General features: G+C 50.7%; 18 protein-coding genes. 8 read left to right on the top strand and 10 right to left on the bottom strand.

The window, feature by feature from the left end:
- Window positions 1-393: 393 nt before the first annotated feature.
- From ACO0LB_RS04200 to ACO0LB_RS04185, 4 genes are all read right to left on the bottom strand, one after another.
- Window positions 394-2,394: an alpha/beta hydrolase family protein gene (locus ACO0LB_RS04200; RefSeq protein WP_423046801.1), complete on the bottom strand. Its 2,001-nt coding sequence runs from the start codon at window positions 2,392-2,394 to the stop codon at window positions 394-396.
- Between the two features lie 129 nt (window positions 2,395-2,523).
- On the bottom strand, window positions 2,524-3,714 hold the full coding sequence (locus ACO0LB_RS04195) for an acetylornithine transaminase (RefSeq protein WP_423046799.1): 1,191 nt from the start codon (window positions 3,712-3,714) through the stop codon (window positions 2,524-2,526).
- A 334-nt stretch (window positions 3,715-4,048) separates the two neighbouring features.
- Complete coding sequence (locus tag ACO0LB_RS04190) at window positions 4,049-4,828, bottom strand: hypothetical protein (RefSeq protein WP_423046797.1); 780 nt, start codon at window positions 4,826-4,828, stop codon at window positions 4,049-4,051.
- Window positions 4,829-4,976: 148 nt separating this feature from the next.
- Window positions 4,977-6,002: a CDP-6-deoxy-delta-3,4-glucoseen reductase gene (locus ACO0LB_RS04185; protein WP_423046796.1), complete on the bottom strand. Its 1,026-nt coding sequence runs from the start codon at window positions 6,000-6,002 to the stop codon at window positions 4,977-4,979.
- Between the two features lie 12 nt (window positions 6,003-6,014).
- On the opposite strand from ACO0LB_RS04185, the gene ACO0LB_RS04180 reads away from it, so the two are divergent.
- The gene (locus ACO0LB_RS04180; RefSeq protein WP_423046794.1) at window positions 6,015-6,908 is read left to right on the top strand and encodes an SDR family oxidoreductase; all 894 of its coding nucleotides are present in this window, start codon (window positions 6,015-6,017) and stop codon (window positions 6,906-6,908) included.
- A 59-nt stretch (window positions 6,909-6,967) separates the two neighbouring features.
- Here the strand turns inward: ACO0LB_RS04180 and ACO0LB_RS04175 are convergent, their stop codons facing one another.
- The 3 genes from ACO0LB_RS04175 to ACO0LB_RS04165 all read right to left on the bottom strand — a co-directional run bounded on the left by ACO0LB_RS04175 (window position 6,968) and on the right by ACO0LB_RS04165 (window position 10,416).
- The gene (locus ACO0LB_RS04175) at window positions 6,968-8,749 is read right to left on the bottom strand and encodes a GspE/PulE family protein (protein ID WP_423046792.1); all 1,782 of its coding nucleotides are present in this window, start codon (window positions 8,747-8,749) and stop codon (window positions 6,968-6,970) included.
- Between the two features lie 35 nt (window positions 8,750-8,784).
- A complete protein-coding gene (locus ACO0LB_RS04170; protein WP_423046790.1) occupies window positions 8,785-9,606 on the bottom strand; it encodes a spermidine synthase in 822 nt (273 codons plus the stop codon).
- 240 nt (window positions 9,607-9,846) lie between these two features.
- On the bottom strand, window positions 9,847-10,416 hold the full coding sequence (locus ACO0LB_RS04165; RefSeq protein WP_423046788.1) for a DNA-deoxyinosine glycosylase: 570 nt from the start codon (window positions 10,414-10,416) through the stop codon (window positions 9,847-9,849).
- 292 nt (window positions 10,417-10,708) lie between these two features.
- Here ACO0LB_RS04165 and ACO0LB_RS04160 point away from each other — a divergent pair, with 292 nt between their 5' ends.
- A complete protein-coding gene (locus ACO0LB_RS04160) occupies window positions 10,709-11,224 on the top strand; it encodes a DUF3016 domain-containing protein (RefSeq protein ID WP_423046786.1) in 516 nt (171 codons plus the stop codon).
- Between the two features lie 158 nt (window positions 11,225-11,382).
- Here ACO0LB_RS04160 and htpG read toward each other — a convergent pair whose 3' ends face one another.
- A complete protein-coding gene (gene htpG / locus ACO0LB_RS04155; protein WP_423046784.1) occupies window positions 11,383-13,290 on the bottom strand; it encodes a molecular chaperone HtpG in 1,908 nt (635 codons plus the stop codon).
- A 310-nt stretch (window positions 13,291-13,600) separates the two neighbouring features.
- Here htpG and ACO0LB_RS04150 point away from each other — a divergent pair, with 310 nt between their 5' ends.
- The 3 genes from ACO0LB_RS04150 (at window position 13,601) to ACO0LB_RS04140 (ending at window position 18,524) form a co-directional block, all read left to right on the top strand.
- The gene (locus ACO0LB_RS04150) at window positions 13,601-14,362 is read left to right on the top strand and encodes a hypothetical protein (protein WP_423046783.1); all 762 of its coding nucleotides are present in this window, start codon (window positions 13,601-13,603) and stop codon (window positions 14,360-14,362) included.
- A gap of 410 nt (window positions 14,363-14,772) precedes the next feature.
- Window positions 14,773-17,052 (top strand): TonB-dependent receptor plug domain-containing protein, encoded by a 2,280-nt coding sequence (locus ACO0LB_RS04145; protein ID WP_423046781.1) that lies wholly within the window; start codon window positions 14,773-14,775, stop codon window positions 17,050-17,052.
- A 266-nt stretch (window positions 17,053-17,318) separates the two neighbouring features.
- Window positions 17,319-18,524 (top strand): alpha/beta hydrolase family protein, encoded by a 1,206-nt coding sequence (locus tag ACO0LB_RS04140; protein WP_423046779.1) that lies wholly within the window; start codon window positions 17,319-17,321, stop codon window positions 18,522-18,524.
- 150 nt (window positions 18,525-18,674) lie between these two features.
- Here the strand turns inward: ACO0LB_RS04140 and ACO0LB_RS04135 are convergent, their stop codons facing one another.
- Window positions 18,675-19,139, bottom strand: a complete 465-nt coding sequence (locus tag ACO0LB_RS04135; protein ID WP_423046777.1) for an Lrp/AsnC family transcriptional regulator — start codon at window positions 19,137-19,139, stop codon at window positions 18,675-18,677.
- A 296-nt stretch (window positions 19,140-19,435) separates the two neighbouring features.
- Between ACO0LB_RS04135 and ACO0LB_RS04130 the strand changes: the two genes are divergently transcribed.
- Both ACO0LB_RS04130 and mdeB read left to right on the top strand, forming a co-directional pair.
- Window positions 19,436-20,719 (top strand): methionine gamma-lyase, encoded by a 1,284-nt coding sequence (locus tag ACO0LB_RS04130; protein ID WP_423046775.1) that lies wholly within the window; start codon window positions 19,436-19,438, stop codon window positions 20,717-20,719.
- Window positions 20,720-20,734: 15 nt separating this feature from the next.
- The gene (gene mdeB / locus ACO0LB_RS04125; RefSeq protein WP_423046773.1) at window positions 20,735-23,362 is read left to right on the top strand and encodes an alpha-ketoglutarate dehydrogenase; all 2,628 of its coding nucleotides are present in this window, start codon (window positions 20,735-20,737) and stop codon (window positions 23,360-23,362) included.
- 116 nt (window positions 23,363-23,478) lie between these two features.
- Here mdeB and cysS read toward each other — a convergent pair whose 3' ends face one another.
- A complete protein-coding gene (gene cysS / locus ACO0LB_RS04120) occupies window positions 23,479-24,852 on the bottom strand; it encodes a cysteine--tRNA ligase (protein ID WP_423047189.1) in 1,374 nt (457 codons plus the stop codon).
- Window positions 24,853-25,351: 499 nt separating this feature from the next.
- Between cysS and ACO0LB_RS04115 the strand changes: the two genes are divergently transcribed.
- Window positions 25,352-26,386: a GGDEF domain-containing protein gene (locus ACO0LB_RS04115; RefSeq protein WP_423046772.1), complete on the top strand. Its 1,035-nt coding sequence runs from the start codon at window positions 25,352-25,354 to the stop codon at window positions 26,384-26,386.
- Window positions 26,387-26,473: the final 87 nt, after the last annotated feature.

The raw sequence follows: 26,473 nt of genomic DNA, 5'->3' as shown, positions 1-26,473 counted from the left end.
ATCAAACCCGATCAATATACTCCTCTCCAGTATTTATTTTCTGCCTTTATTTACATGGACAAACGGCCGAAAAATAACAAATAGCAGGGGAGTATATGAAAAGCATCGAATATCAGAATTACGAAGCTGGCGATTTTGAGCGCTTAGTGAGGGATGACTGAGGGATGATTGCGGGGTTGATATCGGGTAACTGATATCGAGTGACCGCTATTGCTTGCGGAAGATGGAACGTCACTATTCCGCAAGCGATATGGATTCAAGGCTACACCAACGCATGACCAATGCACGATCGAAGCACGATGAATATGCCATCAAAGCATCATCAACGTGGCACCAACGTAGCATCTACGCGGCATCTACACGGTATTCACGCGTGATCAACACATCTCCTATTCAGCGCCCGATATTTCGCTGTAAAAATTGCTCGGTACGCGTCCAGAAATCCACATTGTTTTTCAGTACGCGAAAGCCATGCCCTTCTTCCGGATACACAATCCACTCGACAGCAGGGTTGTGATCTTTGACCGCACGATAGAATTTTTCTCCATGTTCAATCGGCACCCGATGATCTTTTTTCCCGTAGGCCATGAGGAGTGGTTGAGTGACCCGTGCCGCATTTTCCAGCGGTGAGCTGGCTTTGAGCTGGGCGGCATCCGTTTTCTGATCTCCGATCAATACCGGCATGCCGTAGCGTTTCCACTCGTCAGACATATCGCTCCATTGAATGTCGTAGAGCAGATTAATATCCGTGACGCCCACCCAGTTCACTCCACAGCGAAACAGTTCTGGATTGCGGATCAGCCCCATCAGCACAGAATAACCGCCGTAACTCGCACCGGCGATACAGATGCGCTGTGGATCGGCAACGCCTTGCGCGATTGCCCATTGCGCACCGTCGGCAATATCATCCTGCATTGCCAGCCCCCATTGCCTCATGCCGGCACGGAAGTGTTTGTCGCCATAACCAGTACTGCCACGAAAATCCGGTTCCAGCACCGCATAGCCACGCGATGCCAGAAACTGCACTTGCGGATCCCAGCTCCAGTGTCCTCCGCGCACGTAAGGACCGCCATGTACCAGCACAACCATCGGTAAATTTTTCCCCTGACTACCGTTTGGCAGCGTCAGGTAAGCCGGAATCTCCAACCCGTCACGGGCACGATACCGGACCATATTTTTTTCTGACATCTGCTCTGGCACAATCTCTTTTTTAGTAACGCCGAGACGAATCTGCGTTTTCTTGTCCAGATCAAACAAATACCAACTGCCCGGATCGACATCTGAAAACGCGTGAACCAGCGCCAGTCGCGCATCTGCCCTATCCGCGAACGACACCTGATTGATGGTGGCAGGTAACATCGCATCAATCTGCTGCTGCATTTCCTTCAACGCGGGGTCGAACCAGACAGTCGATATTTTGCTCATTTCATAGTGCATGCCCAGCACTTTCTTTTGCCGCTCGCTGTACACCAGATTGGCTGCGAGGTCATAGCCTTTCAGCGCAATCACGGGTTCAGCATCCAGCTGGCTGGTATCCAGATTCATCCGGTACAGTGCTCTGGTATCTTTACCATTGTTTGCACGGACATATAACTCCTTATCCGTACTGAACAGTACAGGATCAATTCTGTCGCTGGAAGCCCAGATGGATGTTGCCAGTTTGCGCCATTCATTCTTTTTTGGGTCGCGATAGAACAGATGCGCTTGCGGCCCGTCTATCGTTTCTACCACACTCGGCACACCATCTCTGTTGATCACCCATTTGGTGACTTTGCCCGGACGCGGAATCAATTGCATATTGCCGGTCAAGGTATTCAGGCGATATAAATCGACCACATTGGAGCCGGATTCAACACTTTGCACGACATAAATATCCGGTGTGGCAGAACCACTCACAACGTCAAGAAAAAACGTGTACCAGGCCAATGCAGAACCGCTGACACTCGTTGCTCCTCCTGTAAATTGATGTGTGACCAGGCGCAGTCGTTTGCTGCGATCTTTGTTGACTGCATACAGACCGGGGCCGAAGAAGGTGCTGCTTTCCTTGAGTTGCAGATCGGTCAGATCATAAATCAGCCGTTCGTTATTGACCCAGTGAAAAGAGCGCACATCTTTATCTTCATAGTTTGCAATCAGCGTTGGCTGAGTGCTACCGATGTCGAGGACAAATAAAGAAATCCGGCCATTGGTTCCGGGCATAAGCATGCCGATGCTGCGCCCATCAGGTGAAAAATGGGCAGCGCTGAAGTCCCGAGTCTTGAAAAAATGTTCTACCGGAATGCTGGCAGTCTGAGTGGCTGCCAGAGTGGTTGCAAATGAGGAGGGTGACAGGCAAGCAAGCACCAGCAGAAAATAAGCAGGTGCCCTGACAATGAAGGAGAAAATGCATCGCATAAAATAGTGGTGAATGTGAAAACATTCATTGTATCTATTCCAACATTTTTTGCGATGACTATTTAATTAAATAATAACAAAGCAACTGAAGATGCAGGCGATGAATTGCCTGCATCACAGCCTGTGAGATTATTTTTTCAATTGCTGCAAGACTTCACGCAACATCGCCAGCATCTGATCCAGCTCATCTTTTGTGACATTCAGCGCTGGCATGAAGCGCAGCAGATCAGGACGTGGCGAGTTCAGCAACAGTCCGACAGGCGCCATATTCCGCGCCGCTTCAACAATCTGGGCACCGATATTCGAACCGAGTTTCAGCGCGCGCAGCAAGCCTTCGCCACGCTCTCCCTGCAAGCCGAATTCTTCCGAGAGTTTCAACAGTTCAGCACTCAGATACGCAGCTTTTTCTTTTACCGAAGCCAGAAATTCTGGTTTGCTGACTTCTTTCAACACCGCAATACCGACCGCAGTCATCAGCGGTGCGCCGTTGTATGTACCACCTTGATCGCCAGGAACAAAGCAGGCGACTGCTTCGCGGCACAGCAAGGCACCCAGAGGAACGCCGCCACCTATGCCTTTTGCCAGTGTCATGATGTCGGGCTCAATGCCAGACAATTGATAGCCGAACAGCTCGCCAGTACGTCCCATACCTGTTTGCACTTCGTCCACGATCAGCAAGATACCGTGTTCTTGAGTCAGTGCACGCAATTGCTGCATGAACTCTGGCGAGGCAGGAATCACGCCACCTTCACCTTGTACTGGCTCCAGCATGACAGCAACGGTTTTATCTGTGATCAGTTGTTTAACGGAATCGATATCGTTCAGATCCGCTTTGGGAAAACCAGTGACTTGCGGTGCAAAGATGGTATCCCAGCCCGGTTTGCCGGAAGCTGACATCGTTGCCAGAGTACGACCGTGGAAACTGTGATCAAAAGTGATGATTTCAAACGCGCCGTTTTTGTTCAACTGACCCCATTTGCGTGCCAACTTGATCGCGCCTTCGTTTGCTTCTGCACCACTGTTGGTAAAGAATACACGGTCAAAGCAAGATTTCTCGGTCAGCATCGTGGCCAGCTCTATCATCGGTGCATTGTAGAAAGCCGGTGAAGGATTAAGCAATTTTTTCGATTGCGCTACCAGTGCGTCGTGGATCACCGCTGGGCTGTGGCCCAGACAATTGACCGCCCAACCTTGCAGAAAATCAAGATAGCGCTTGCCATTGTTATCCGTCAGCCACATGCCACTGCCTTCCGTAAAGACGATTTCTGGGCGCGGTGTGATGTACATCAGAGCGTTAACGTTGTACTGGCTGAATTCCATTTCAAGACTCCTAAAGTCGTAAAAGCAGGGGTGAAAAAGAGGGGTAAGGGCGAATAAAGAGTGATATCAGGTGCTGAATAACAAAAAAGCCACAGGTGATGCCTGTGGCTTGATACTTGTGGTGCTGCTCATCTTCCGCGCACGCTCACTCGTACATAGTCCCAGGCTCGAATAGCGAGCTGCGACGTCGCGCGATATTTGGTGAGGACATGTCGGCAAAAATTTTCATAAAGCGGATAGTAGGACTTTTTGCGCACTGCGTCAAAATAAATTTACGCGCAGCGATAAAAAATATTTCAGAAAAAATTCAGAGAAAGTTCTGTTGTCGGCAGAGTCAGGATTTTAAGCGCGGTCGGCCAACAACGATATTCCAATCGGTCAGATGAGGATGAAATTTTGCTTTATCAAAACTGAAGGCGATGCCTTTGATATCGCCATTTGCATCCGCGTAGAAGCGGATATGGCCGCGGCCAACGCCTTTGTGATTCGGGCTTGCCATCGAACCGCGCTCTTTGCCCTTTGCCTCATTTTCGTCGCGTAACGCGGCGTCACTGACATAGCGTGTGTCGTCCCGGCTCTTTGCTTCCTGGGAGGTATCAATAATGGCAACTTCGTACTGATCCAGACCGTCAACTTGTGGTTTTCTTGGCTTGATTTTAACGGGTTCAGAATCAATGAATAAAATATGACCTGGCAAGGTGTGCACTGTCATATTCGTATACAACCATGCAGCAACATCACCCGGGTGCACATCGGTTATTTTTTTGATGAGCGTGAATGCTTCTTCTTTTTCTATACTTGGATGCCAGTCGTGAATACTGAAGCGGTGCTTAAATTTTTTGGTTTTGATCTGTTCGAGGACACCTGATTGAGTGCGCCGGAACATATCTTCAACAAAGCCGCCGCAGTCTGTTGAAACAATATATTCACTGACAAACAAATCACCCGGCATTTTGGTGTAGATGTGGCTGTTCGAATAGTGATTATTTTCTTGTTTGGTATAACTGACAAAATCTCTCGCTAACTGAAGATATTTTGGTGCTTCTTCCGCATATGCAACTGAACTCAGTAGCGTCGCAGTCAAAACCAAGCCCAAGAAATGATATTTTTTCATAAAATCACCAGAGAATTGAGTAGTTGAGTTGAATAATTATGCAAGGTATAAAAACCGTTACCCAATTGACTGCGAAAGAATAAGGAATGGTTTGGCTTTGTATTAGCGGGAAGTGGGAGGCGTTACCCTCCCGATGAGCAGCATTCGTTTAATTCGCCAAATCCGCTTCCGAGGTAAAGGAGTCGGCGTAAAACTCATCCACGGGTAACTGGCACTGGGCTACAAAATCGCGCTTGGCGGAATCCACCATGACTGGTGCGCCGCAGGCATAGACCTGATAACCAGATAAATCAGCGTGATCGGCGATGATGGCCTGATGAACAAAACCAGTGCGACCGCTCCATTGATCTTCTGCTTGTGCATCGGAAATGACTGGCACATAGGTAAAGCCAGGTAGTTGCGCAGCCCATTCCTTGCACAGCGCGTCCATGTACAGATCAGCAGGACGACGACCACCCCAGTACAACGAGACCGGACGTGTTGATTCGGTGTGAATCAATTGTTCGACCAATGCCTTGATCGGCGCAAAGCCCGTGCCGGAGGCGAGCAGGATCAGCGGCTTGTCGCTGTCTTCACGCAGATAAAACGTGCCTTGCGGGCCTTCAAAGCGCAGGATGTCGCGCTCTTTCAATGTGGAAAATACCTGATCAGTGAACAGGCCGCCCGGCATGTGGCGGATGTGCAGGGTAATGTGCTCAGCATCGTGTGGCGCATTCGCCATGCTGTAGCTGCGGCGCTTGCCATCTTTGAGCAGGAATTCTATGTATTGACCCGCGCGGTATTTCAGCTTTTCGTTGGCGGGTAATTGCAGTGCTATGAGCATCACGTCATCGGATAATTTTTCCAGCTTAGCGATGCGGGTCGGCATTTTTTTGACAGGGTATTCGTCATTGGACACCAGTTCACGGGCTTCTATCGTCAAGTCGCTTTGTGGTTTTGCACAACAGAACAGCGACATGCCTTGCGTAGCTTCTTCGTCGGATAATGCACGTTGCTGGTGATTGCCGTGTACCACAGCACCTGTGGTCACTTTACCTTTACAGGAGCCACAGGCACCATTTTTACAGCCGTAAGGCAGAATGACACCCGCACGCAAAGCGGCGGATAATACGGTTTCATCTGCATCGCAGTTAAATTGGCGACCGCTGGGGGTCACAGTTACTTGAAAAGTCATACAATCCTGAGCATGAAAAAACAGTTAAATAAAATCGGCAAGCCGCGCTTGCTGCTTATCGGTTGCGGTGATGTCGGACTGCGTCTGCTTCCCTTGATTCGCGATCATTTCCGCGTGTTTGCAGTGACAAGCCAGCCTGCCCGCTGCGCGCAACTACGGGCGGCAGGTGCTGTACCTGTGGTCGCCGATCTGGATCAGCCCGACAGTCTGGCCAGATTGTCGGGTCTGGCGACGTACTGCGTCCATCTGGCACCACCGAGATCCGAAGGCATGTCGGATATCCGCAGCCAAAATTTGACCGCCATTTTACCTGACAAGAGCCGCCTTGTTTATGTTAGTACGACCGGCGTGTATGGCGATTGCGGTGGCGCAGAGTTTGATGAGACGCGTCCCGTACGGCCGCAGAATGCACGCGCCGTGCGTCGGGTTGCTGCTGAGAAATGGCTGCGCCAATGGGCACAGCGCAGTCAGTCCAGTTTGGCGATCCTGCGGGTGCCGGGTATTTATGCCGCAGATCGCCTGCCGATGGAGCGTTTGCAGAAAGGCACACCGGCCCTGCTAGATGCTGATGATGTGTATACCAACCATATTCATGCAGAGGATCTGGCGCAGTTGATCCGGGTGGCTTTATTTCGAGCCAGACCACAACGTATTTACCATGCAGTAGATGATAGTGACCTGAAAATGGCAGCTTATTTTGATCAGGTCGCCGACGCATTCGGGCTGGCGCATCCGCCACGGCTGCCTCGTGCCGAACTGGCAAAGCAGGTGTCGCCGATGCTGTTGTCATTTATGTCGGAGTCGCGTCGCATCCGCAATCAGCGCATCAAAACGGAGCTGCGATTCCGTTTCCGTTATCCTACGGTCGCCGATGGTCTGGCTGCTGCCGTTGCAGCGCTACGATAGGATCATTCTATCATCCAATGTTTCTTAGGTCAGTTCAGCCCAGCACAACCCAACCCACCTTAGATCAGTGCTGAGGTGACTTTCAGCACTTCGTCTGCGGTTGTTTCGCCTTCTAGAATTTTATACGCGCCGGCAATCCGTAAAGGTTTCATGCCATCTTTGATGCTCTGAATACGCAGGCTGTGCACATCAGATTCCTGCTTGATCAGCTTGCTGAAGGGCAGGCTGACCGTCAGTAATTCATACAGGCCGGTACGGCCAAGAAAACCAGTTTGCCTGCACTCTGGACAGCCAACGGGGCGATACACAGTCTTGGGTTTTTCAATTCCCCAGTTTTCTACCAGCGTCTCCCAGATAGCTTCATGCATTTCGCCGTCAGGTGCTTTGCAGTGAACGCACAGCGTTCTGACCAGACGTTGCGCCAGAATGCCGATGATGGTGGCTTCCAGCAAATAATACGGAACGCCGAGTTCGAGCAGGCGCATGATCGCCGAAGGCGCATCATTGGTATGCAACGTGGATAACACCAGATGGCCGGTCAATGCCGCCTGAATGGCCATTTCTGCCGTGGGTAAATCGCGGATTTCACCAACCATGATGATGTCCGGATCTTGTCGCATCAGCGCACGGATACCATCTGCAAAATCCAGATCAATCGAACTTTGCACCTGCATCTGGTTGAACGATGCTTCCACCATTTCAATGGGATCTTCGACAGTACAGACATTCACATCGGAAGTCGCCAGCGCTTTGAGCGTGGTGTACAGCGTCGTGGTTTTACCCGAACCGGTTGGTCCGGTCACCAGGATGATGCCGTGTGGCTTACTGGTCAGATGCGACCAGCGTTGTGCGTCTGCCGCCGGAAATCCCAGCTCTGGCAAGGTTTTGACCACGACTTCAGGATCAAAAATACGCATCACCATTTTTTCACCGAACACGGTAGGCAGCGTTGATAAGCGCAGCTCCACTTCCTGACCATCAGCCGTGCGGGTTTTGATACGACCATCCTGAGGGCGACGTTTTTCAATCACATCAATACGACCCAGCAATTTGATCCGTGCAATCATGGCGATCATGACCGTCGCTGGCACCTGATATACCTGATGCAACACGCCATCAATCCGGAAACGGATGACGGCGATATCCCGTTTGGGTTCCAGATGAATATCCGACGCACGCTGATCAAAAGCAAATTGCCATAGCCAGTCGACGATATTGATAATGTGCTGATCGTTGGCGTCGACTTGTTTATTCGCCTTGCCAAGTTCAACTAATTGTTCAAAATTCTGGCGTAAGGCAATGTCGTTTGAGCTGGATTTGCGGGCGTCCTTGATCGATTTTGCCAACGAAAAAAACTGTACGATGTATTGTGAAATATCCAGCGGATTCGCAAATACCATCCGTATTTCTTTACGTGAAATCCTGGTGATTTCATCCAGCCATTCGGTATTATAAGGATCTGTTGTTGCCACCACGATCGTGTTGCCGACGAGCTCTACCGGCAAAATATTAAAGCGGGTTGCATACGACGCCGACATCACATCAGATACAGTCGTGAAATCAATTTTGAGTGGGTCAATACGATAAAAAGGTAACTTTACTTTGCCAGCCACATACTCAGTCATCCAGTCCAGCGTCAACAAAATATGCGGTGTCATTGCAGAGTGAATTTTTGCCTGTGCAATGGCTGTCAAAGGATGCATATTGGCAATGCCGTTTTTGAGTATGCCCTGCGTTGCGTGAAACTGTATCTTTGCGTCTTCTTTTTTGACAATGCCATCTGCCATTAACCAGGTAAAAATTTGTTGCAGATTCAGACTGCGGTGCGCATGAGGAGTCATATTTTTCTGGTGAAGGGCAGATGTTGAATAAATGGTTATGCAGGATCGCAGGCAGCTTTGAGCCCGTTGACCCAGGATTTGGCGGGCAAACGGGTTGCTTCCTTGATCTGATTGGCACGGTCATAGAGTGCCGTAAAGTCGAGCTTTTGCCTTTGTTTAAACGCAATCGCAACGACATTGCCATCGTGTACTTCGGGCAGACACAGCACCTCATCAAAAGCAAAACGCAAGGCTTTCAGATTGCGTGCATAACTAGGATGATCACCAAATAAATTGACTGTCAGGATGCCGTTTTCTTTCAGGCAAGCGGCACAAGCCTGATAAAACTCGGCGCTATCGAGAACCGGGCCACGTGCCGTCGCGTCGTATAAATCGACTTGTAAGACATCGAGTGTACCGTGGTGATGTTCATCGTTGACAAAGTCCATCGCATCCATTTCGATGACGTTCAGTCGCTCATCATTTTGTGGCAGCTTGAACATACTTTCGCAAATCGCGATCACAGACGGATTCAGTTCCACCGCAGTGACGAGTGATTCCTCGAATTGGCGATAACAGAACTTGGTCAGCGCACCGGTTCCTAATCCTAGCTGTGCCAGATGCGTCGGCTGCTCGATAAACAACATCCAGGTCATCATTTGCTGGGCATATTCCAGCTCAATCGCATCAGGTTTGCGCAAGCGCATCGCACCCTGTACCCATTCGGTACCGAAATGCAGGAAACGCACGCCATCGAGTTCAGACAAGGTGACAGGTGCAAACTTGGGTTTGCGGGGCTTTTTAGCGGCCGAGGCGGCTTTGGCGGGGCCGGAGCGATGATTCCCTTCGGCTTCTATGGATTTTCGTTTGATTAGCATCCCGTCATTTTACCGAGTCAGACGATGCTCTTAAAGAAAATTTACCCGGATTTTCCGTTGTTACAAATAAATGCAGCAAAAAAACAGGATTGAGGCGCCACTGGAAACGATGAATGTCCTGTTTTAGTCACTGCATTGGCTAAATTTATGAACCATGTAGTTTCAGTAACCTCTGCAATTTTTGTTGACATTGGCCGCCGCAACGCAGAGGAGATTCATCGTACTTAACGCATGGACAATTTATATGCAGTTGCTGTGGGATTGAGGGGAGATTGAGGGGGGGATTGATGAGCAATGGAGTGCTGCTTGCCAATAGGATAATTTTTCTTCAAAGCGCATTGCGGCGTAGGCGGGTGAAGAAGATGGCAGAACCAGCGTTTGATAACCGCGCTGTTGAAAATGCCGTTCAATTTTTGCGGCTGTTTTACCATTGAAACATAAGCGTCGCACACCCGGATAGCGCAGTTGTAATGACCCAAAATCATTGAGCTGCCCGTCCCGGATGGCAGAATCCAGGCTACCTTGCCTGACACAACTGCGGAACACATCCCACAAACCGATTCCATGCACATTCAGGTGGATGATGCGTTCTGCATACGGCAATGTTTGCAGATCACGCTCTAACACGGCAGAGAGCAAACGCCAGAACTGGTTATGCCGGAACGCATAGTATTGCTGCGCTTGCAGCGATGCCTGTCCCGGAAAGCTACCCAGGATCAGCGTATGAGTATGTTCGCCGATAACAGGAGGGAAACCTTGCAGAACAGGAAGTTGAATCTCGGTTTCTTGTGGTGAGTTGGGGTCAGTCATGCTGGAAGAGTCTTGCAAGCGAGAGGCGGAATACGGTCATCACTTATGATTTGCATCTGTCCGTAAAGTTGCCATATTGTGAAGATATGGGACAGGAATATCAAGCGATGTTCATCAGGCGCTATCGACTTTGCCGAATGCTGAAATGCATTAAGTCAGAAATGATCAAACATGATCAAACATGATTAAAAATGACAAAAAGTGGCGCAGGCAGTAGTCGATACGGTATGTAGCACTCCATCAGATATCGTATGAAGTACCGTCCTATGCATCGTATCAATGAGAGGGGAACATGAGTAAGCGATCAGCGGTTGGAATTGTTGCAGCAATCTTCTGTGCGTTGACGCTCAATGCGCAGGCAGGCGAGGTCAGGGTGAACTGGCAACAGCCAGAAAAATATACAGACATCCGGGCTGGTAACGGTTCGCAGGAATACTTTACGGCGCATGTCATCAAAGAACTGTCACTGGTTCTGGTTGAGCTGGCCAAAAAAATACCAGATGACATGACTTGGAATGTGACCATCACCGATCTTGATCTTGCCGGCGATGTGCATCCTGTGACGCGGATGGGAGGTCATGATATTCGCATCATCAAGGATTTATACTGGCCACGCATGTCTTTGAATTACACGGTGACAGATCAAAACGGCACCGTGGTGGCAGAAGGTAAAGACGATATCAGTGATATGAATTTTCTGTCAGGTGCGTATTTGATACCGATGACAAGTGATTTCCGGTATGAGGAAAAAATGCTCCGCACGTGGTTTGCTCGCCAGCAGCGCGATAAAAAAATCCCCCAACGCTGATAAAAAATACAAGAGGAGAGACGTATTGTTTTTCTGATGAAAAAAGCCCGGCGACTTTACAGTGACCGGGCTTTTTGATGACTAGTCTTTGCAGACTGATCATGTTGTGTGACCGAGACAAACCGGTCACTGCGTATTACTTTTTGATTACTTATTGATTACTTATTCAGCAGCATTTCATTCAGACGTTTCACAAAGCTGCTAGGGTCAGCCAGGTTACCGCCTTCAGCCAGCAAGGCTTGATCGAACAGAATGTGCGACCAGTCTGCGAATTTGGCTTCTTCGTATTTCAGCTTCTGCACTAACGGATGATCTGGGTTCACTTCCAGAATCGGTTTGGATTCCGGTGCAGCCTGACCAGCGGCTTTCAGCATACGGGCGAGGTTGCCGGAGAGGTCATGCTCATCGGCAACCAGACAAGCTGGCGAGTCGGTGAGGCGGAAAGTGACGCGCACATCTTTGGCTTTATCCGTCAGTGCCGCTTTCATTTTTTCGACCAGATCCTTGAACTCGGTTTCGGTTTCTTCGTGCTGTTTTTTCTCTGCTTCATCTTCGAGCGTGCCGAGATCGAGTCCGCCTTTGGCAACAGAAGCCAGTTCCTTGCCTTCAAATTCAGTCAGGAACGACAACATCCATTCATCGACGCGATCGGTCAGCAGCAATACTTCCACGCCTTTTTTACGGAAAATTTCCAGATGCGGGCTGTTCTTGGCGGTCGCATAGCTTTCAGCGGTCACATAGTAAATCTTGTCCTGACCTTCTTTCGCGCGGGACAAGTAATCTGCCAGAGACACGTTTTGTGCATCGCTGTCGTTGTGTGTCGATGCGAAGCGCAGCAATTTGGCGATGCGGTCTTTATTGGTCGCGTCTTCGCCTACGCCTTCTTTCAATACCTGGCCAAATTCTTTCCAGAATGTGGCGTACTTGTCTTTCTTCTCTTGTGCGTCGTCACCGTCAGCATTGGCGAGGTCTTCCAACATGCCGAGTACGCGCTTGGTCGAACCATCGCGGATCGCTTTGATATCGCGGCTTTCCTGAAGAATTTCACGTGATACATTCAGTGGCAAGTCGTTGGAGTCGATCACGCCTTTGACGAAACGCAGATAGACTGGCATCAGTTGTTCGGCGTCGTCCATGATGAATACGCGTTTCACATACAGCTTGATGCCGCCGCGCTTGTTGCGATCCCACAGATCGAACGGCGCACGCGCTGGGATGTACAGCAATTGCGTGTAGTCGCTGCGGCCTTCGACCCGGTTGTGTGTATGCGTCAGCGGTGATCCGAAATCATGCGAAATATGTTTGTAGAATTCGTCGTACTGTTCCGGCGTGATGTCGGATTTGCTGCGCGCCCACAAGGCGCTGGCCTGATTCACGGTTTCCAGTTCGTCGGTCAGTACCTGTTCTTTTTTCTCTTCATCCCATTCTTCTTTCTGCATTTTGATCGGCAGAGAAATATGGTCAGAGTATGTGCGGATGACGGACTTCAGTTTCCATGCCGACAGGAATTCATCTTCGCCTTCGCGTAAATGCAGAATGATGTCGGTACCACGGTTGGCTTTGGCGATGTCTTCGACGCTGAAATCACCTTCACCGGCAGATTCCCAGCGCACGCCTTCGCTGGCGGGCAAGCCTGCGCGGCGAGATTCCACCGTAATGCGGTCGGCGATAATGAAGCCGGAATAAAAGCCAACGCCGAACTGACCGATCATGGCCGCGTCTTTTTGCTGATCGCCGGAGAGCTTGCCGAAAAATTCTTTGGTGCCGGATTTGGCAATCGTGCCCAGATGCGCAATCGCATCTTCTTTGCTCATGCCGATACCGTTATCGGAAATCGTGATTGTGCGGGCCGCTTTGTCGAAACTGACTTTGATACTCAGTTCAGGATCATTTTCAAATAAGGCGGCGTTGTTGATCGCTTCAAAACGCAATTTGTCGGATGCATCAGACGCATTCGAAATCAGTTCACGCAAGAAAATTTCCTTGTTGGAATACAAGGAGTGAATCATCAATTGCAATAACTGTTTGACTTCGGCCTGAAAGCCAAGAGTTTGTTTTTCTGACATATTTTTCCTCAAAGATTTCAATATTGTGATGATCTGGTCACGCTGATTCCCGTGCAGACGTGGGCGGATAATTCGCTCTCAACGAAATGAGGCTGATTCTGGCGATTTCAAGATGTATGCTGGTGTGCAGTGCAAACAATATAAAAATTGCATTTATATAAAGTTTTGCCTACACTCACAATGATATATCTTGTCGTAATTTGCGCTTGCCGCTCGTTTTTTGGGGCAGGATTTATGCAAAACCGCATCAGTTGCGTTCATCATTTTGCGTAAATCCTGTCAGCTTGCTTTTCCTTTGAGGAAGAAAAAAATGTGCAAACTCCTGTTCCGGCTTTGGATTGTTGTGATATTACTCGTCACGGCACCGCTTGCAGGTGCAGTACGTCTATATTTGACGGAGGTGGCGCCGTTTGCCTTCATGCTTGAGGGAAATGGTCGCTACGACGGCATCAATATCCGTATTGCCAATGAGTTGCAAAAGCGTACCGGCATACCTCTTGAGGTGATAGTCGTCCCCAGCCCGCGGCATGTCGTGCTGTTTCCTGCTGACACTGAGGCTTACAGTATTTCTCATCGTGAAAATTTTACCGATGATGATGGCCTTATTCTGGCTGACGTAACGCAGTATCCGGTGGTTGTGGTGGCGAAGAGCGGTGTCGTGATGACGAATTTTGACGATGTGATTGCGCAATCGCAGGACAAGGGAATCGGGATGTTACGCCGTATGACCTACGGCACCTTCGGACAGGACGAACGGGTGAAAAAGGTGGATATCAGTACGCTGGAAAATGGTTTGCGCATGCTGGAAATCGGACGTATTTCAGGTGTGGTCGGCAGTTTGCCCGCAATTCTGGCTGCGGCAGAAAAAAATGGCAGCACGCATTTAATCGGTTCACGACTGGTAATTACTCATGGCACGCATGTGTTGCGCGTCCGACCGGATTTTGCTTTGAGCCGTACCTCAAAAGCACTGACGACAGCGTTAGCTGCGATGCGCAACGACGGCACCATTGCCCGTATCATGAGCGATTTTCTGAATGATCCTAAAACAGGAGCGCCGCGTAGTAAATAAGCCTTTAATGCATTGCATCCAGCGCACAGATATTGAATAAAAAAGTCCTATCAACGCCGTAAAATCTCCCTCGGGAGTTTAAATATACTGGTGGGTGTATATATGTGAAGCCTTTGTTTATCAAGACATTGGGAGGAAATGAGCCGATACTCCCCCTGAATTGCAAAATTCTCCTGATTCTGAAGCTTGGGATACGCGTTGCACATCTGCTTGTTTCATCTCTGTCCTGGTTCGATTATCTGCCTTTGTTTTCTTGCGACGCAATGCCATGCATGAGGTATTTTCACCCCGCTAGCCTGTTGGATTTTTTTCCGTTATTTCTCCGTTTGTTCCTGAATGCAACGTAAAATGCCAGTATTGATATATTGCCAATACTGCATTGCTCACGCACTATGTTTACCTGTTCACTGATGCCTTTTCGCTTTTGCCCGCACTCTCTCGCAGACCGCTTCCTGTCTCGTTATCCGCTTTGTCTTTCTCCTCGTCTCTCTACTCCTATCTCTCCTTTTTTATTGCTTGCGCTATCGGTGACATTGCCGCTTGCTGCGAGTGCGGCAGATGAAGAAAAACGGCCTGAGCAAAAACGAGGCGAACAAACCCCTGAGATGTCCGCCGAAAAAATACAGAGCGTCGAAGTCAGTGCGCCGGGCGCCGCCAACCAGCGGCGCAATGATACGGCGGCGCGGATTGTGGTGAACCGTGACGAGTTCTTGTCCTTCGGTGATACGGCGGTGGCAGATGTATTAAAACGTCTGCCCGGTGTTTCCGTCGTCGGCAGTGACATTCGCATGCGCGGTCTGGGGGCGGGTTATACGCAAATCATGGTGAATGGCGAGCCGGTGCCGAGCGGATTTTCTATCGACAGTTTGTCACCGGATCTGATCGAGCGCATAGAAATCCTGCGCACAACGACGGCAGAATTCAGCACGCAGGCGATTGCCGGCAGTATCAATATCGTCTTGCGTAAAGGTGTTTTCCGTGCATCTAGACAGATTAAGCTTAGTGCGACTCACGCCGACGGTGCGACAACGCCGGGCGTGAGCCTGGAACTGGCGGATAAGGACGCCGGTTTTTCATACTCACTGAATGCGAATCTGAATCAGAGCCGCAACCGGTCTGAACCAGTGACCACGGAAACGCTGCGCGATGCCGCCGGGAATGTAACGGACTTGCGCCAGTTTCATGAGCATATCGAATTTAAAACCAATAAAATCAGTCTGGCGCCGCGTCTGAACTGGACGATGGCAGAAGGCGATCAACTGACCTCACAAAGCTTGCTGGAATTCAGCCAGAGCACGATGGCCGGACGCAATGCCGAAACCACCTTGTCTGGTTCGTCGTCCACTTATCCGCGCAACGATTACCGTTCCAGCGCCGACATCAGTGGCATCCGCAGCGACCTGAGCTGGAGCCATCGTTTCAGCCCTGACGCGCGACTCGACAGTAAGCTCGGTCTGAACTACAACAAGCGCGTCAGTGATTATTATTTTGACGGCTATTCAACAACGGTGAATTCACCGTTTGTGCGCAACGTGGTGTCCGATGCGATTGATCAGAGTCTGACTGCCAGCGGCAAATATCTGTGGCGTTTGAATGATGAACACAGCCTTGCCTTCGGCTGGGATGGCGGGCTGATACGCCGCAGCGAGCAACGCCTGCAATACGATCACAACGCGCCGGACAGCCTTCCCGGTAGCATCGCTTTTCTGGATGAAAACTACCGTGCCGATGTGCGTCGTTTGGCCTTATTCGTGCAGGATGAATGGGATATTTCAGCGCAATGGCAAACGTATCTGGGACTGCGCTGGGAAGGTTTGCACACAGCGATACAAGGACGCACCATTGCCGATACCAACACCAGTTCCAGCGTTTTGAGTCCTGTCGTGCAGGTAGTATGGAAATTACCGGGCACAGAAAAAGACCAACTGCGATTTGCCTTGTCGCGCACGTACAAGGCACCGACAACACGTAATCTGGTGCCGCGCCGCTACACCGTCAACAATGACAATAATCCGAATAACTCTGATTTTCAGGGTAACCCGCACTTGTTGCCTGAACTGGCGTGGGGACTTGATACCGCGTATGAACATTACTTCTCTGCTCAGGCGATGTTCAGCATCTCTGCATTTTTGCGCAGGATTCAACATGTGACCACCTATACCTTATTCCAGCAGGACGGTGTCTGGATCACGACGCCGGATAACCGGGGCAGCGCGCAGGTGTATGGGCTTGAAATGGACAGCCGGTTTCCTCTCTCATTGTGGTTCCCTCAGGCTCCGGCGATTGATCTACGTATCAACGCAGCACGTAACTGGTCGCGTCTGGACAGCGTACCCGGTCCGGACAATCGTCTGAATAGCCAGGTGCCGCTGACCGCTAATCTGGGGCTGGATTACCGGCGCAGCGATACCCATCAGCTCGGTATGAATTTCAATCTGCAGACTGCTGGCCGGGTGCAGGATTCTGCGGCGCTCAGTACCTATAAAAACGTGACCCGTAATCTGGATTGGTACAGCTTGTGGAAACTCAGAAAAGGCACACAGATCAGACTATCAGTCAGCAATGTACTACATCAGCCCGCGATTTCCGGCCAGACTTATCTCGACCCGACAACGCATGACAACATGCAACGGACTTCCCAGACGCCTGTCCAGACTACACTGAAACTAATGTGGGAGCAGGAGCTGTAGTGGTTTTTGGTTTTTTTCACTCGCTTTGATTTTTTTTAAATCACGTGCATCCACGTGAGATCCATTCATTAGATGAAAGCAAAGCAGTGAATATTGTCGTAATCATTGTAGTCGTCATGATCGGCTATATACTGGCTATACAATGTACTGCCGAATCGATGATCGCTGGCGCACTGAGTTCTTCCTTTGTGTCGGTATCATTTCTTGTCTCATGTAGTGGATGGCAAAAGAATGACCCCAGATTGCCTGACCTGATTGGAGCGAATATGAAGTCCCATTTTTTACGCAGCGTTTCTCTCAGTAAAATATTGACGATAACTACGTTGATGTCCGCACTCGTCGCTGGCTGTGGCGGCGGTTCTTCCAATGCTCCTGTTACGCCCGTGGTCACGCCAGACGTAGCTAATCCCTTGGGGAGCGGGCACTTTGAGGCGGCGACTTTTATTAAAACCGTCAATGTCGCAGACGTCGCCGCTGCGCTTCCGACAGACGTGGCTGCCGCAGTGAAACCACTGTATTCCGTTGACACATACAAGATTACTTACACAACGACTGACGCTGCTGGGCGCAGTGTGATTGCCTCCGGTTTGGCGGCTATTCCGCGCAAGGCCACGAGCATTGCCAGCCCAGTATTGAGCTACCAGCACGCGACGATCAAAATCGATGCTGGCGCACCAAGTAATCATGCCACGGCGGATGAACCTGCGGTGTTGTTTGCCTCGCTCGGTTATCTGGTCAGTGCTACTGATTATGTCGGTTATGGCGCAAGCAAAGGATTACCGCACCCGTATTTGCTGGCGACGCCGACCGCCGTTTCTGTGATTGATTTCATGACGGCGACTTCGCGCTGGCGTCAGATGAAAGCAATCGCTGACAATGGCCAGGTGTTTTTAACAGGCTATTCAGAGGGTGCTTATGCGTCGATGGCGACGCTGCGTTTGCTGACGCAAAATAAGACGGCAAGCACCATACTGCCAGTCAGCACCTATATCGGCGCTGGCCCGTATGACGTGGTGTTGACATTGAACGCCACACTGGACGCCATTCGAAAGGATAACCCCATCCTTGGCGCGCTGATCAGTCCGGGGTTTCTGAAAATATTAGGGGCCAATGACAGGGCGAATGTGCGCAATCTGTTGCTGTTGTCAGCTTTGGGCACTCAAAGTGATATCAGTTTCGATCCGACATTTTTAGACAATTTTCTCAATGATGACTATTCCAGCATCACTGTACAAAGCAATGTCTATGACTGGACACCACAATCACCGATTCAGTTTTTTCATGGACGGGATGATACGACCGTTCCGTATGCCAATACCGATTTAGCGTTTCATACTATGACAAAACGTGTCGCACCATCATTGACGGAGCTGACGGATTGTCCGGCCAAGCCATCGGAACACCTTGCCTGTGTTCCCTCATTTTTGATTAACGACATTACCCGGCTTAGTGCTGTTGCGCGAGGATTATGATGGATCTATTCGGCCTTCGAAAAAAGCCGACATGATGGATACGCTATGGCATGCCGTATTCCTATATTCCCGCCATATCTGATGTGCGGGAATATGACACGCTACGGCAAATGAGTTTGATGATGCAGCGTGCGTTTGTCGTGCGCTGATTTACTTCAGTGGAATAATTCCGGTACGCTTCACTTCTTTCATGACGAAGCTGGTGGAGATTTCTTTGACTCCGGGCAGACAGCGGATTTGATAGTGCACCAGATGCGAAAACGCTTCCAGATCAGCCGCGATGACTTCCAGCATATAGTCGTAGTGACCGGATAAATTCACGCAACAGACGACCTGCGGTAACGCAGCAACTTCGCGCTCAAACGCCAGTATCCGCTCCGGAGTATGGTTCTCCATTTGTATGTGGATAAATCCCGTGGTACCAAAGCCGAGACGTTGCCGGTTCAGATGCGCATGGTAGCCCTCGATCACGCCGGATTCTTCCAATTGATGCACGCGTCGCCAACAGGGTGATTGCGACAGCGAGACTTGTTCGGCCAACTCCGCCATTGTCTGGCGGGCATCCTGTTGCAGGCACAGTAAAATCTTGCGATCAGTGGCGTCAAAATTCTTCAAGGGTGAATTCTTCCAAGGCTAGGTATATTTTTAGATAAATTTTCTAAATACGTATTATTTATTCACTGATTTTACCAAATTTATTCTCGGCTTTTGCCAGAAAATAATCAGGCCGCGACACACACAAAGTAACATGCACAGCATGAACAGGGCTTACGCAACATCGTTCCAGTAAGGCGTCATCACATCGCTGGAACATGTTGTGTTAGTCCCGACGAATAACAAAGTGGTCGGGCAAACATTGCAGGCAAAGTTTTCAGCCGGCTTTCTATTTTCCCGTTTCCATGAGGTGTTATATGCATCAGTCGCATCAGTCGCATCAGTCGAATTCCGTTTCCTGCGAAGTTTCCCCATCCACAGACGCAGCACCGACAAGCGCGCAGCGCGAGGCGGGTTTCAGCACACGCGCTATCCATCTGGGATATCAGCCACAAGACCATCATGGCGCGCTGGTGCCGCCAATTTATGCAACAGCAACCTTCGCGTTTCCGGATGTGGCTTACGGTGGACGCTGTTTTGCCGGCGAAGAACCAGGTCATTTTTACACGCGCATTTCCAATCCTACACTGGCATTGCTGGAAACCCGTATGGCCAGTCTGGAGCAGGGTGCGGGCGCGGTCGCTTTTGGCTCTGGCATGGGTGCGGTGACTGCGACGCTGTGGAGTATGTTGCAACCTGGTGATGATCTGATTGCTGACATCACCTTGTATGGCTGCACGTTCTCATTTTTTAATCATGGACTGGCGCGTTTCGGTGTCAATATCCGTTACGTTGATATGTCTGATCTGAATGCTTTATCGGCAGCGCTTCAACAAAGCACCGGCGCAAACCGAGTCCTGTATTTTGAAACGCCTGCCAATCCGAATATGCGCATGGTCGATATCGCTGCCGTGTGCGCATTGGCGCGACAACATACGGCCAAGGTCGTGGTCGATAATACGTATTGCACGCCTTACCTGCAATTGCCATTGGTGCTGGGGGCTGATGCTGTTGTCCATTCAGCGACCAAATATCTCGGTGGTCATGGTGACCTGACCGCAGGTATCGCTGTCTTTGCCGACGCAGAACTCGCCATGCATGTCAGGCTCTATGGTTTGAAAGACATGACCGGTGCTGTCATGTCGGCACAAGACGCGCATCTGATTATGCGTGGTCTGAAAACGCTGGCACTGCGTCTGGAACGTCATTGTGATAGTGCCGAAATTGTGGCGCAAGCATTAGAGGCGCATCCGCAAACGGAAGTCGTGCATTTCCCTGGTCTTGCCAGCTTCCCACAGCATGAACTCGCAAAGCGTCAAATGAAGCGTTACGGCGGCATGATCGCATTTGAGCTGAAAGGCGGTATGCAGGCAGCGATTCGTTTTATGGACGCATTGAAATTGATCACGCGCGCAGTCAGTCTCGGCGACGCAGAATCACTGGCACAACATCCTGCCAGCATGACGCATTCGACTTACACACCCGAAGAGCGTGCCGCACACGGCATTACTGATGGCTTGGTTCGCTTGTCAGTCGGTCTGGAAGAAGTCGATGATATTCTGGCTGATATTCATCAGGCACTTGATCAGTTGCGTAATTAATCCGGGGAGAACAACATGCAAGCGAATGTCGCTCCAGATTCAATGCCCGAGATCGATCCTGATCCACAGGAAACGGCAGAATGGCAGGCTGCCTTTGACTCTCTGATCGCCGCAGCAGGACCTCAGCGCGCACGTCAGATGCTGACGATGCTGGTGCAACAGGCGCATAGTGCCCGCTTGCATTGGAAGGCCAACCTGAATACGCCGTATCGCAATACGATAGGTGTTGATCAGCAAGCCCCTTTTGCCGGTGACCTGGCGCTGGAAGAAAAACTGGGCGCAATCATTCGCTGGAATGCGTTGGCGATGGTGGTGCGAGCCAATCAGGCTTATGGCGAGCTTGGCGGACATGTCGCCAGTTATGCCAGCGCAGCAGATTTATTTGAAACAGGCTTCCATCATTTTTTTCATGCGCGTAATACAGAGCACGGCGGTGATCTGGTTTTTTTTCAGCCGCACAGCGCGCCCGGTGTCTACGCACGGGCATTTCTTGAAGGTCGTTTAAGCGAGCAGGATTTAATGCACTACCGCCAGGAAATCGTCGCGCAGAACAACGGTGCCCGTGGTCTGAGTAGTTATCCGCATCCTTGGCTGATGCCGGATTTTTGGCAGTTTCCTACTGGTTCCATGGGACTGGGGCCGATCAGTTCGATTTATCATGCGCGCTTTATGCGCTATCTGACGCATCGCCAGTTATTGGACTGCAAAGAGCGTAAAGTCTGGGGCGTTTTTGGCGACGGCGAAATGGATGAACCGGAATCCATGAGCGCACTGACGCTGGCAGCACGCGAGAATTTAGACAATCTCGTCTGGGTGGTGAATTGCAATCTGCAACGCCTTGATGGTCCGGTACGTGGTAATGGTCGCATTATCGATGAGCTTGAACGTTTGTTTTCCGGCGCAGGCTGGAATGTCATCAAATTGGTCTGGGGTTCAGATTGGGATGGTCTGCTGGCACGTGACAGTGACGGTGCATTACAACAGGCACTGGGCGAGACTGTCGATGGTCAGATGCAGACGTTTGCAGCAAAAGACGGTAGTTTCAATCGTGAGCATTTTTTCGGACAAAATCCGGCGTTGGCCGCCTTGGCACAAGGTATGACCGATGAGCAGATCGACAAACTCAAACGAGGGGGTCATGATCCAGTCAAGATTTTTGCCGCCTATGCTGCTGCACAACAACATCAGGGGCAGCCAACCGTGATTCTGGCTCATACCAAAAAAGGTTACGGTATGGGTACTGCCGGACAGGGCAAGATGACGACGCACAGCCAGAAAAAATTGGATGCGGATGAGTTGATCGCATTCCGTGATCGTTTTCATTTACCGCTCACCGATCAGCAAGCGATGAATCTGGAGTTCTTCAAGCCTGATTCCGACAGTCCGGAAATGCGTTATCTGCACGCTCGGCGCGACACACTGGGCGGATTCCTTCCAGCCCGTCAAAGCAAAGCCGATACGATACCAGTACCGGATTTGTCGGCGTATGGCGGATTTGCCCTGCAACCGGGCGGCAAGGAAATGAGCACGACGATGGCCTTCGTGCGCATCCTCGGCAATTTGCTGAAAGACCCGCAATTGGGGCCGCGCATTGTCCCTATCGTAGCGGATGAGGCGCGTACCTTCGGTATGGCGAATCTGTTCAAGCAAGTCGGCATTTATTCCAGCGTCGGACAACGGTATGCACCGGAAGATATCGGTTCGGTATTGAGTTATCGTGAAGCGATGGATGGGCAGATACTGGAAGAAGGCATTAGCGAAGCCGGAGCCATTGCCAGCTGGACGGCGGCGGCGACCAGCTACAGCGTGCATGGTCTGGCGATGCTGCCGTTTTATATTTACTACAGCATGTTCGGTTTTCAGCGTGTCGGCGATGCTATCTGGGCGGCAGCCGATCAGCGTTCACGCGGCTTTCTGCTGGGTGCAACTTCTGGTCGCACGACGTTAGGCGGAGAAGGATTGCAACATCAGGATGGTTCCAGCCATCTGGTCGCAGCGACGATTCCCAACTGCAAAGCTTACGATCCGGCTTTCGCAGGTGAGCTGGCAGTGATACTTGACCGCGGTATGCGCGCGATGCTGATCGAAGAACAAGACGTGTTCTACTACATCACGCTGATGAACGAAAACTATGCTCAACGCGATGTCTCCGTCGAGGAAGAAGATCACATTATTCGTGGCTGTTATCTGCTCGACAGTCTGGGCAGTACAGCACCGGATGCGCCCGCTGTGACTTTGCTCGGTTCTGGTGCCATCCTGATGGAAGTGCTTCAGGCTGCGCAACAATTGGCAGATGCCGGTGTGCATGTTGACATCGTCAGCGTGACCAGTTGGAGCGAACTGGCGCGTGATGGTGCACTGGTCGAGCAAATGTATTTGCAGAATCCGGTGTTAAAGACATCCTCTTTTGTCGAGCAACAATTGTCCCGGACTCGTGGCCCTATCATCGCTGCCAGCGACTATGTGCGTGCTGTACCGGAAAGCATCCGCGCCTACTTGCCGCGAAGCCGCCGTTATCTGACGCTGGGAACGGATGGTTTTGGTCGCAGCGATACACGTCAGGCACTGCGCGAGTTTTTCGGCGTGGATGCCAGCCACATCGCTGCCGTGGCGAAGCAATTATTGCAGGAAACCGAGACGTAAAAAGCGGCTCACATCAATCAAATGATGCAGCCCGCTTTGTATAACAAAAAGCACCGGACAGTAAAGTCACGGTGCTTTTTTATAACTCAAACTGATATTGATGCTGATACAGAAGATTACAAACGCTTGATATTCATGCTGCCTGCTTTATCTTCGACCTCGAATCCGAGTGCATGCAGTTCAGCGCGCAGGCGATCGGCTTCCGCCCAGTTCTTGGCGGCGCGGGCGGCGAGGCGTTGATCGGCAAGGCTTTGTACTTCGGCAGGAATTTCCAATGCGCGCGGTTCCCAGTTGGCGAGCCCGAGTCCAAAGACGCGATCAAATTCAGCAACCGTCGCTTTTTTATCGGCATCGCTGAGATCTGCTTTCAGCATTTCCCAGACCAATGCCAATGCACGCGGCACGTTCAGATCTTCATTCACAAACGTGGTGAATTTTTCTTTGAATCCGGCATTGACGCTGCCGCCAGCTGGCCATGCATAAAACGTGTCGCGCAGACGCTGCAAGGCGGTTTGCGCTGATAGCAAAGCCTCAAAACTGAATTGCATCTGGCTGCGGTAATGTGCAGTCAGGCACAGATAGCGATAGGCCAGCGGATCGATATGCTGGTCAAGCAGGGTTTGCAGACGCAGGAAATCGCCGCTCGATTTCGACATTTTGCCGGAATCGATTTGCAGGAAATAACCATGCATCCAGAAGTTCGCCAGACGGGTGCCGTGGCAAGCCTGATTCTGTGCGATCTCATTGCTGTGATGAATCGCGATGTGATCTTCGCCACCGCAATGAATGTCGAACCACGGCGTCAGATATTTGGCCGACATCGCCGAGCATTCGATATGCCAGCCCGGAAAACCGCGTCCCCACGGGCTATCCCATTCCATCTGGCGCTGTTCGCCTTCAGGGCTGAATTTCCATAACGCGAAATCGGTGGCATGGCGTTTTTCACCAAGCTCCACGCGGCTGCCTGCCTTGATCGCATCGCGTTTGATACGTGCCAGATAGCCGTAGTCATCCTGCTTGCTGGTGTCGAAATAAATACCGTCGCTGGTGCGATAGGTGTAGCCGTTTTTTTCTATGCAAGAGATGAAATCAATCTGCTCGGCAATGTGGTCAGTCGCTTTGCACCAGATGGCCGGTTCTAGCACGTTCAGGCTGTTCAGATCGTTTTTGAAAGCGATGGTGAAACGGTCAGCGATCTGCCATGCCGATTCACCAGCTTTGCGGCTGCCTTTTTCCATTTTGTCTTCGCCATCGTCGCCATCGGATACCAGATGGCCGACGTCGGTGATGTTGATCACATGGCGCACGTTGTAGCCGTTCCATTCGAGCGTGCGGCGCAGAATGTCTTCAAACAGATAGGTGCGCAGGTTGCCGATGTGTGCGTAGTCATACACGGTCGGGCCGCAGCAATACAGTCCGACCCAGTCATTCCGCAAAGGTGTGAAAGGGCGCAATCGGCGTTCCCAGTTATCGTAAAGCTGTATGTCCATCATGTTGTAAAAATAAGAATAATAAGAAGAAGCCGCAGCAGAAAGCTAATTGCGCTACCTGATCGGGATCAGAACCGCAGATAATTGTGCAGAATCAACAACAGTCAATATGTCGTCTTGAATGTGCCAGAAAATCAGCAACGCTCAGGCCGCAAACTGGCAACGTGCCAGTGCAGAAATCGTTTGCTGATATGGAGTCCAGAGACATGATGCCGTCGCAGATCGAGAGAAAGTCAGGACGTGAATGTAGCATAGATATCGCTTCTGATACTACTCTGAGGCCGCACAGAGGCGGGGTGGCAGATGTATATTGATGTGATGATGGCAATATTGTTGATCATTGTCGTGGCTATTTAAATATTCATAGGGCTGATGCAACATTGTCCTGGCAAGACAGACGAAGGCAGTGTGCATTTGTACGGAGCTTGTACAGTAAGGAGTCATCACCCTGCTGGGGCGGTTTTGCGTCAGTCCTGATTCAGTAAAGGTAAACGGACACATGTTTTATAAAGACGTCAGCGAAGAACATTACCGGGCGCATTACCAGAAGCAGGACCGGGCGCAAGCGCGCAAGGTTGTGCGTGTGGCGATGTGGGCGTTTGTGCCACTGGTATTGGTGGATATCAGCTTTCATTCCCTTGGCGTCTGGCTGAGTATGTTGCTGCTGATGCGTGCTGCTGTATTTGCCTTTTCATGGCGGCTATTAAGTGAATTGGGACGAGCGACGCATTCTCCGGAATTGGATCAGGGAATTTTTCGTTGGATGGTGTTGATCTTTCTGATGCAATTCATCAGTAATGCGAGTCTGCCTCGTGATTACTATGGACATTACATGGTCGATATCTGGGTCAGCCTGATGACATTCATCGTCGTGCCACTGCCGTTAGCGATGCTGCGGCCTCCGGTAGCGGGTTTTGTAATCGCCTCCGTGCTGCTGTTGTTTTATAAGCAGTCGGAAGTGTTTACGTATGCAGCCAGCGCTGCATTGATGTTACCGGCATCCGCCATTACGGGACATGCTATTGCCAGTTATGTGCATCGTTATCGCCGTAAATTGTTGAGTGCTGAACAGGCAATAGACAAACAGGCGAGCACTGACCCTGTGACCGGTGTTGCCAACTGGCGGGAATTTATGCGTATGGCTGATGCACAGGTGCAACAGCATGTGAGGCAAGGAGGTACTTTGTCGGTGCTGATGATACAGATAGAGAATTTTAAGGAAATTATCCAGACACAAGGGCCGCAGGCAGGTGACGTGATACTGGTGGAAGTGACCCGGCGGATTCATCGGGTCATGCGTAGCCATGATTGCCTTGCACGTTATGGCGCTGATGAGTTTTGTTTGATGTTGCCAGAGGCGGATGGCGTAGCAGCAGAAAAAATTGCACAACGCACCTGCGCCACAGTTATTGCACTGCCCGTGGCGGTGCATGGTAAGGAAATCAAAATTACTGCCAGCAGTGGCGTCGCCAGCCTGCAAAGCGCGGATACCGCAGACAGTCTGCTGAAGCGCGCTAACGCTTCCAGGCGCTGATTGCACTCATTGTTGCTATTGATGATATGGAATCGTCAGCGATGTGGCGAATCGCTGGCATCGTGATGCATGGCTGGGTGGAGGACG

Source organism: Undibacterium sp. SXout7W, assembly GCF_049339385.1.
Lineage (GTDB): Bacteria > Pseudomonadota > Gammaproteobacteria > Burkholderiales > Burkholderiaceae_D > Undibacterium.
This window is presented reverse-complemented; position numbering and strand designations above follow the sequence as displayed.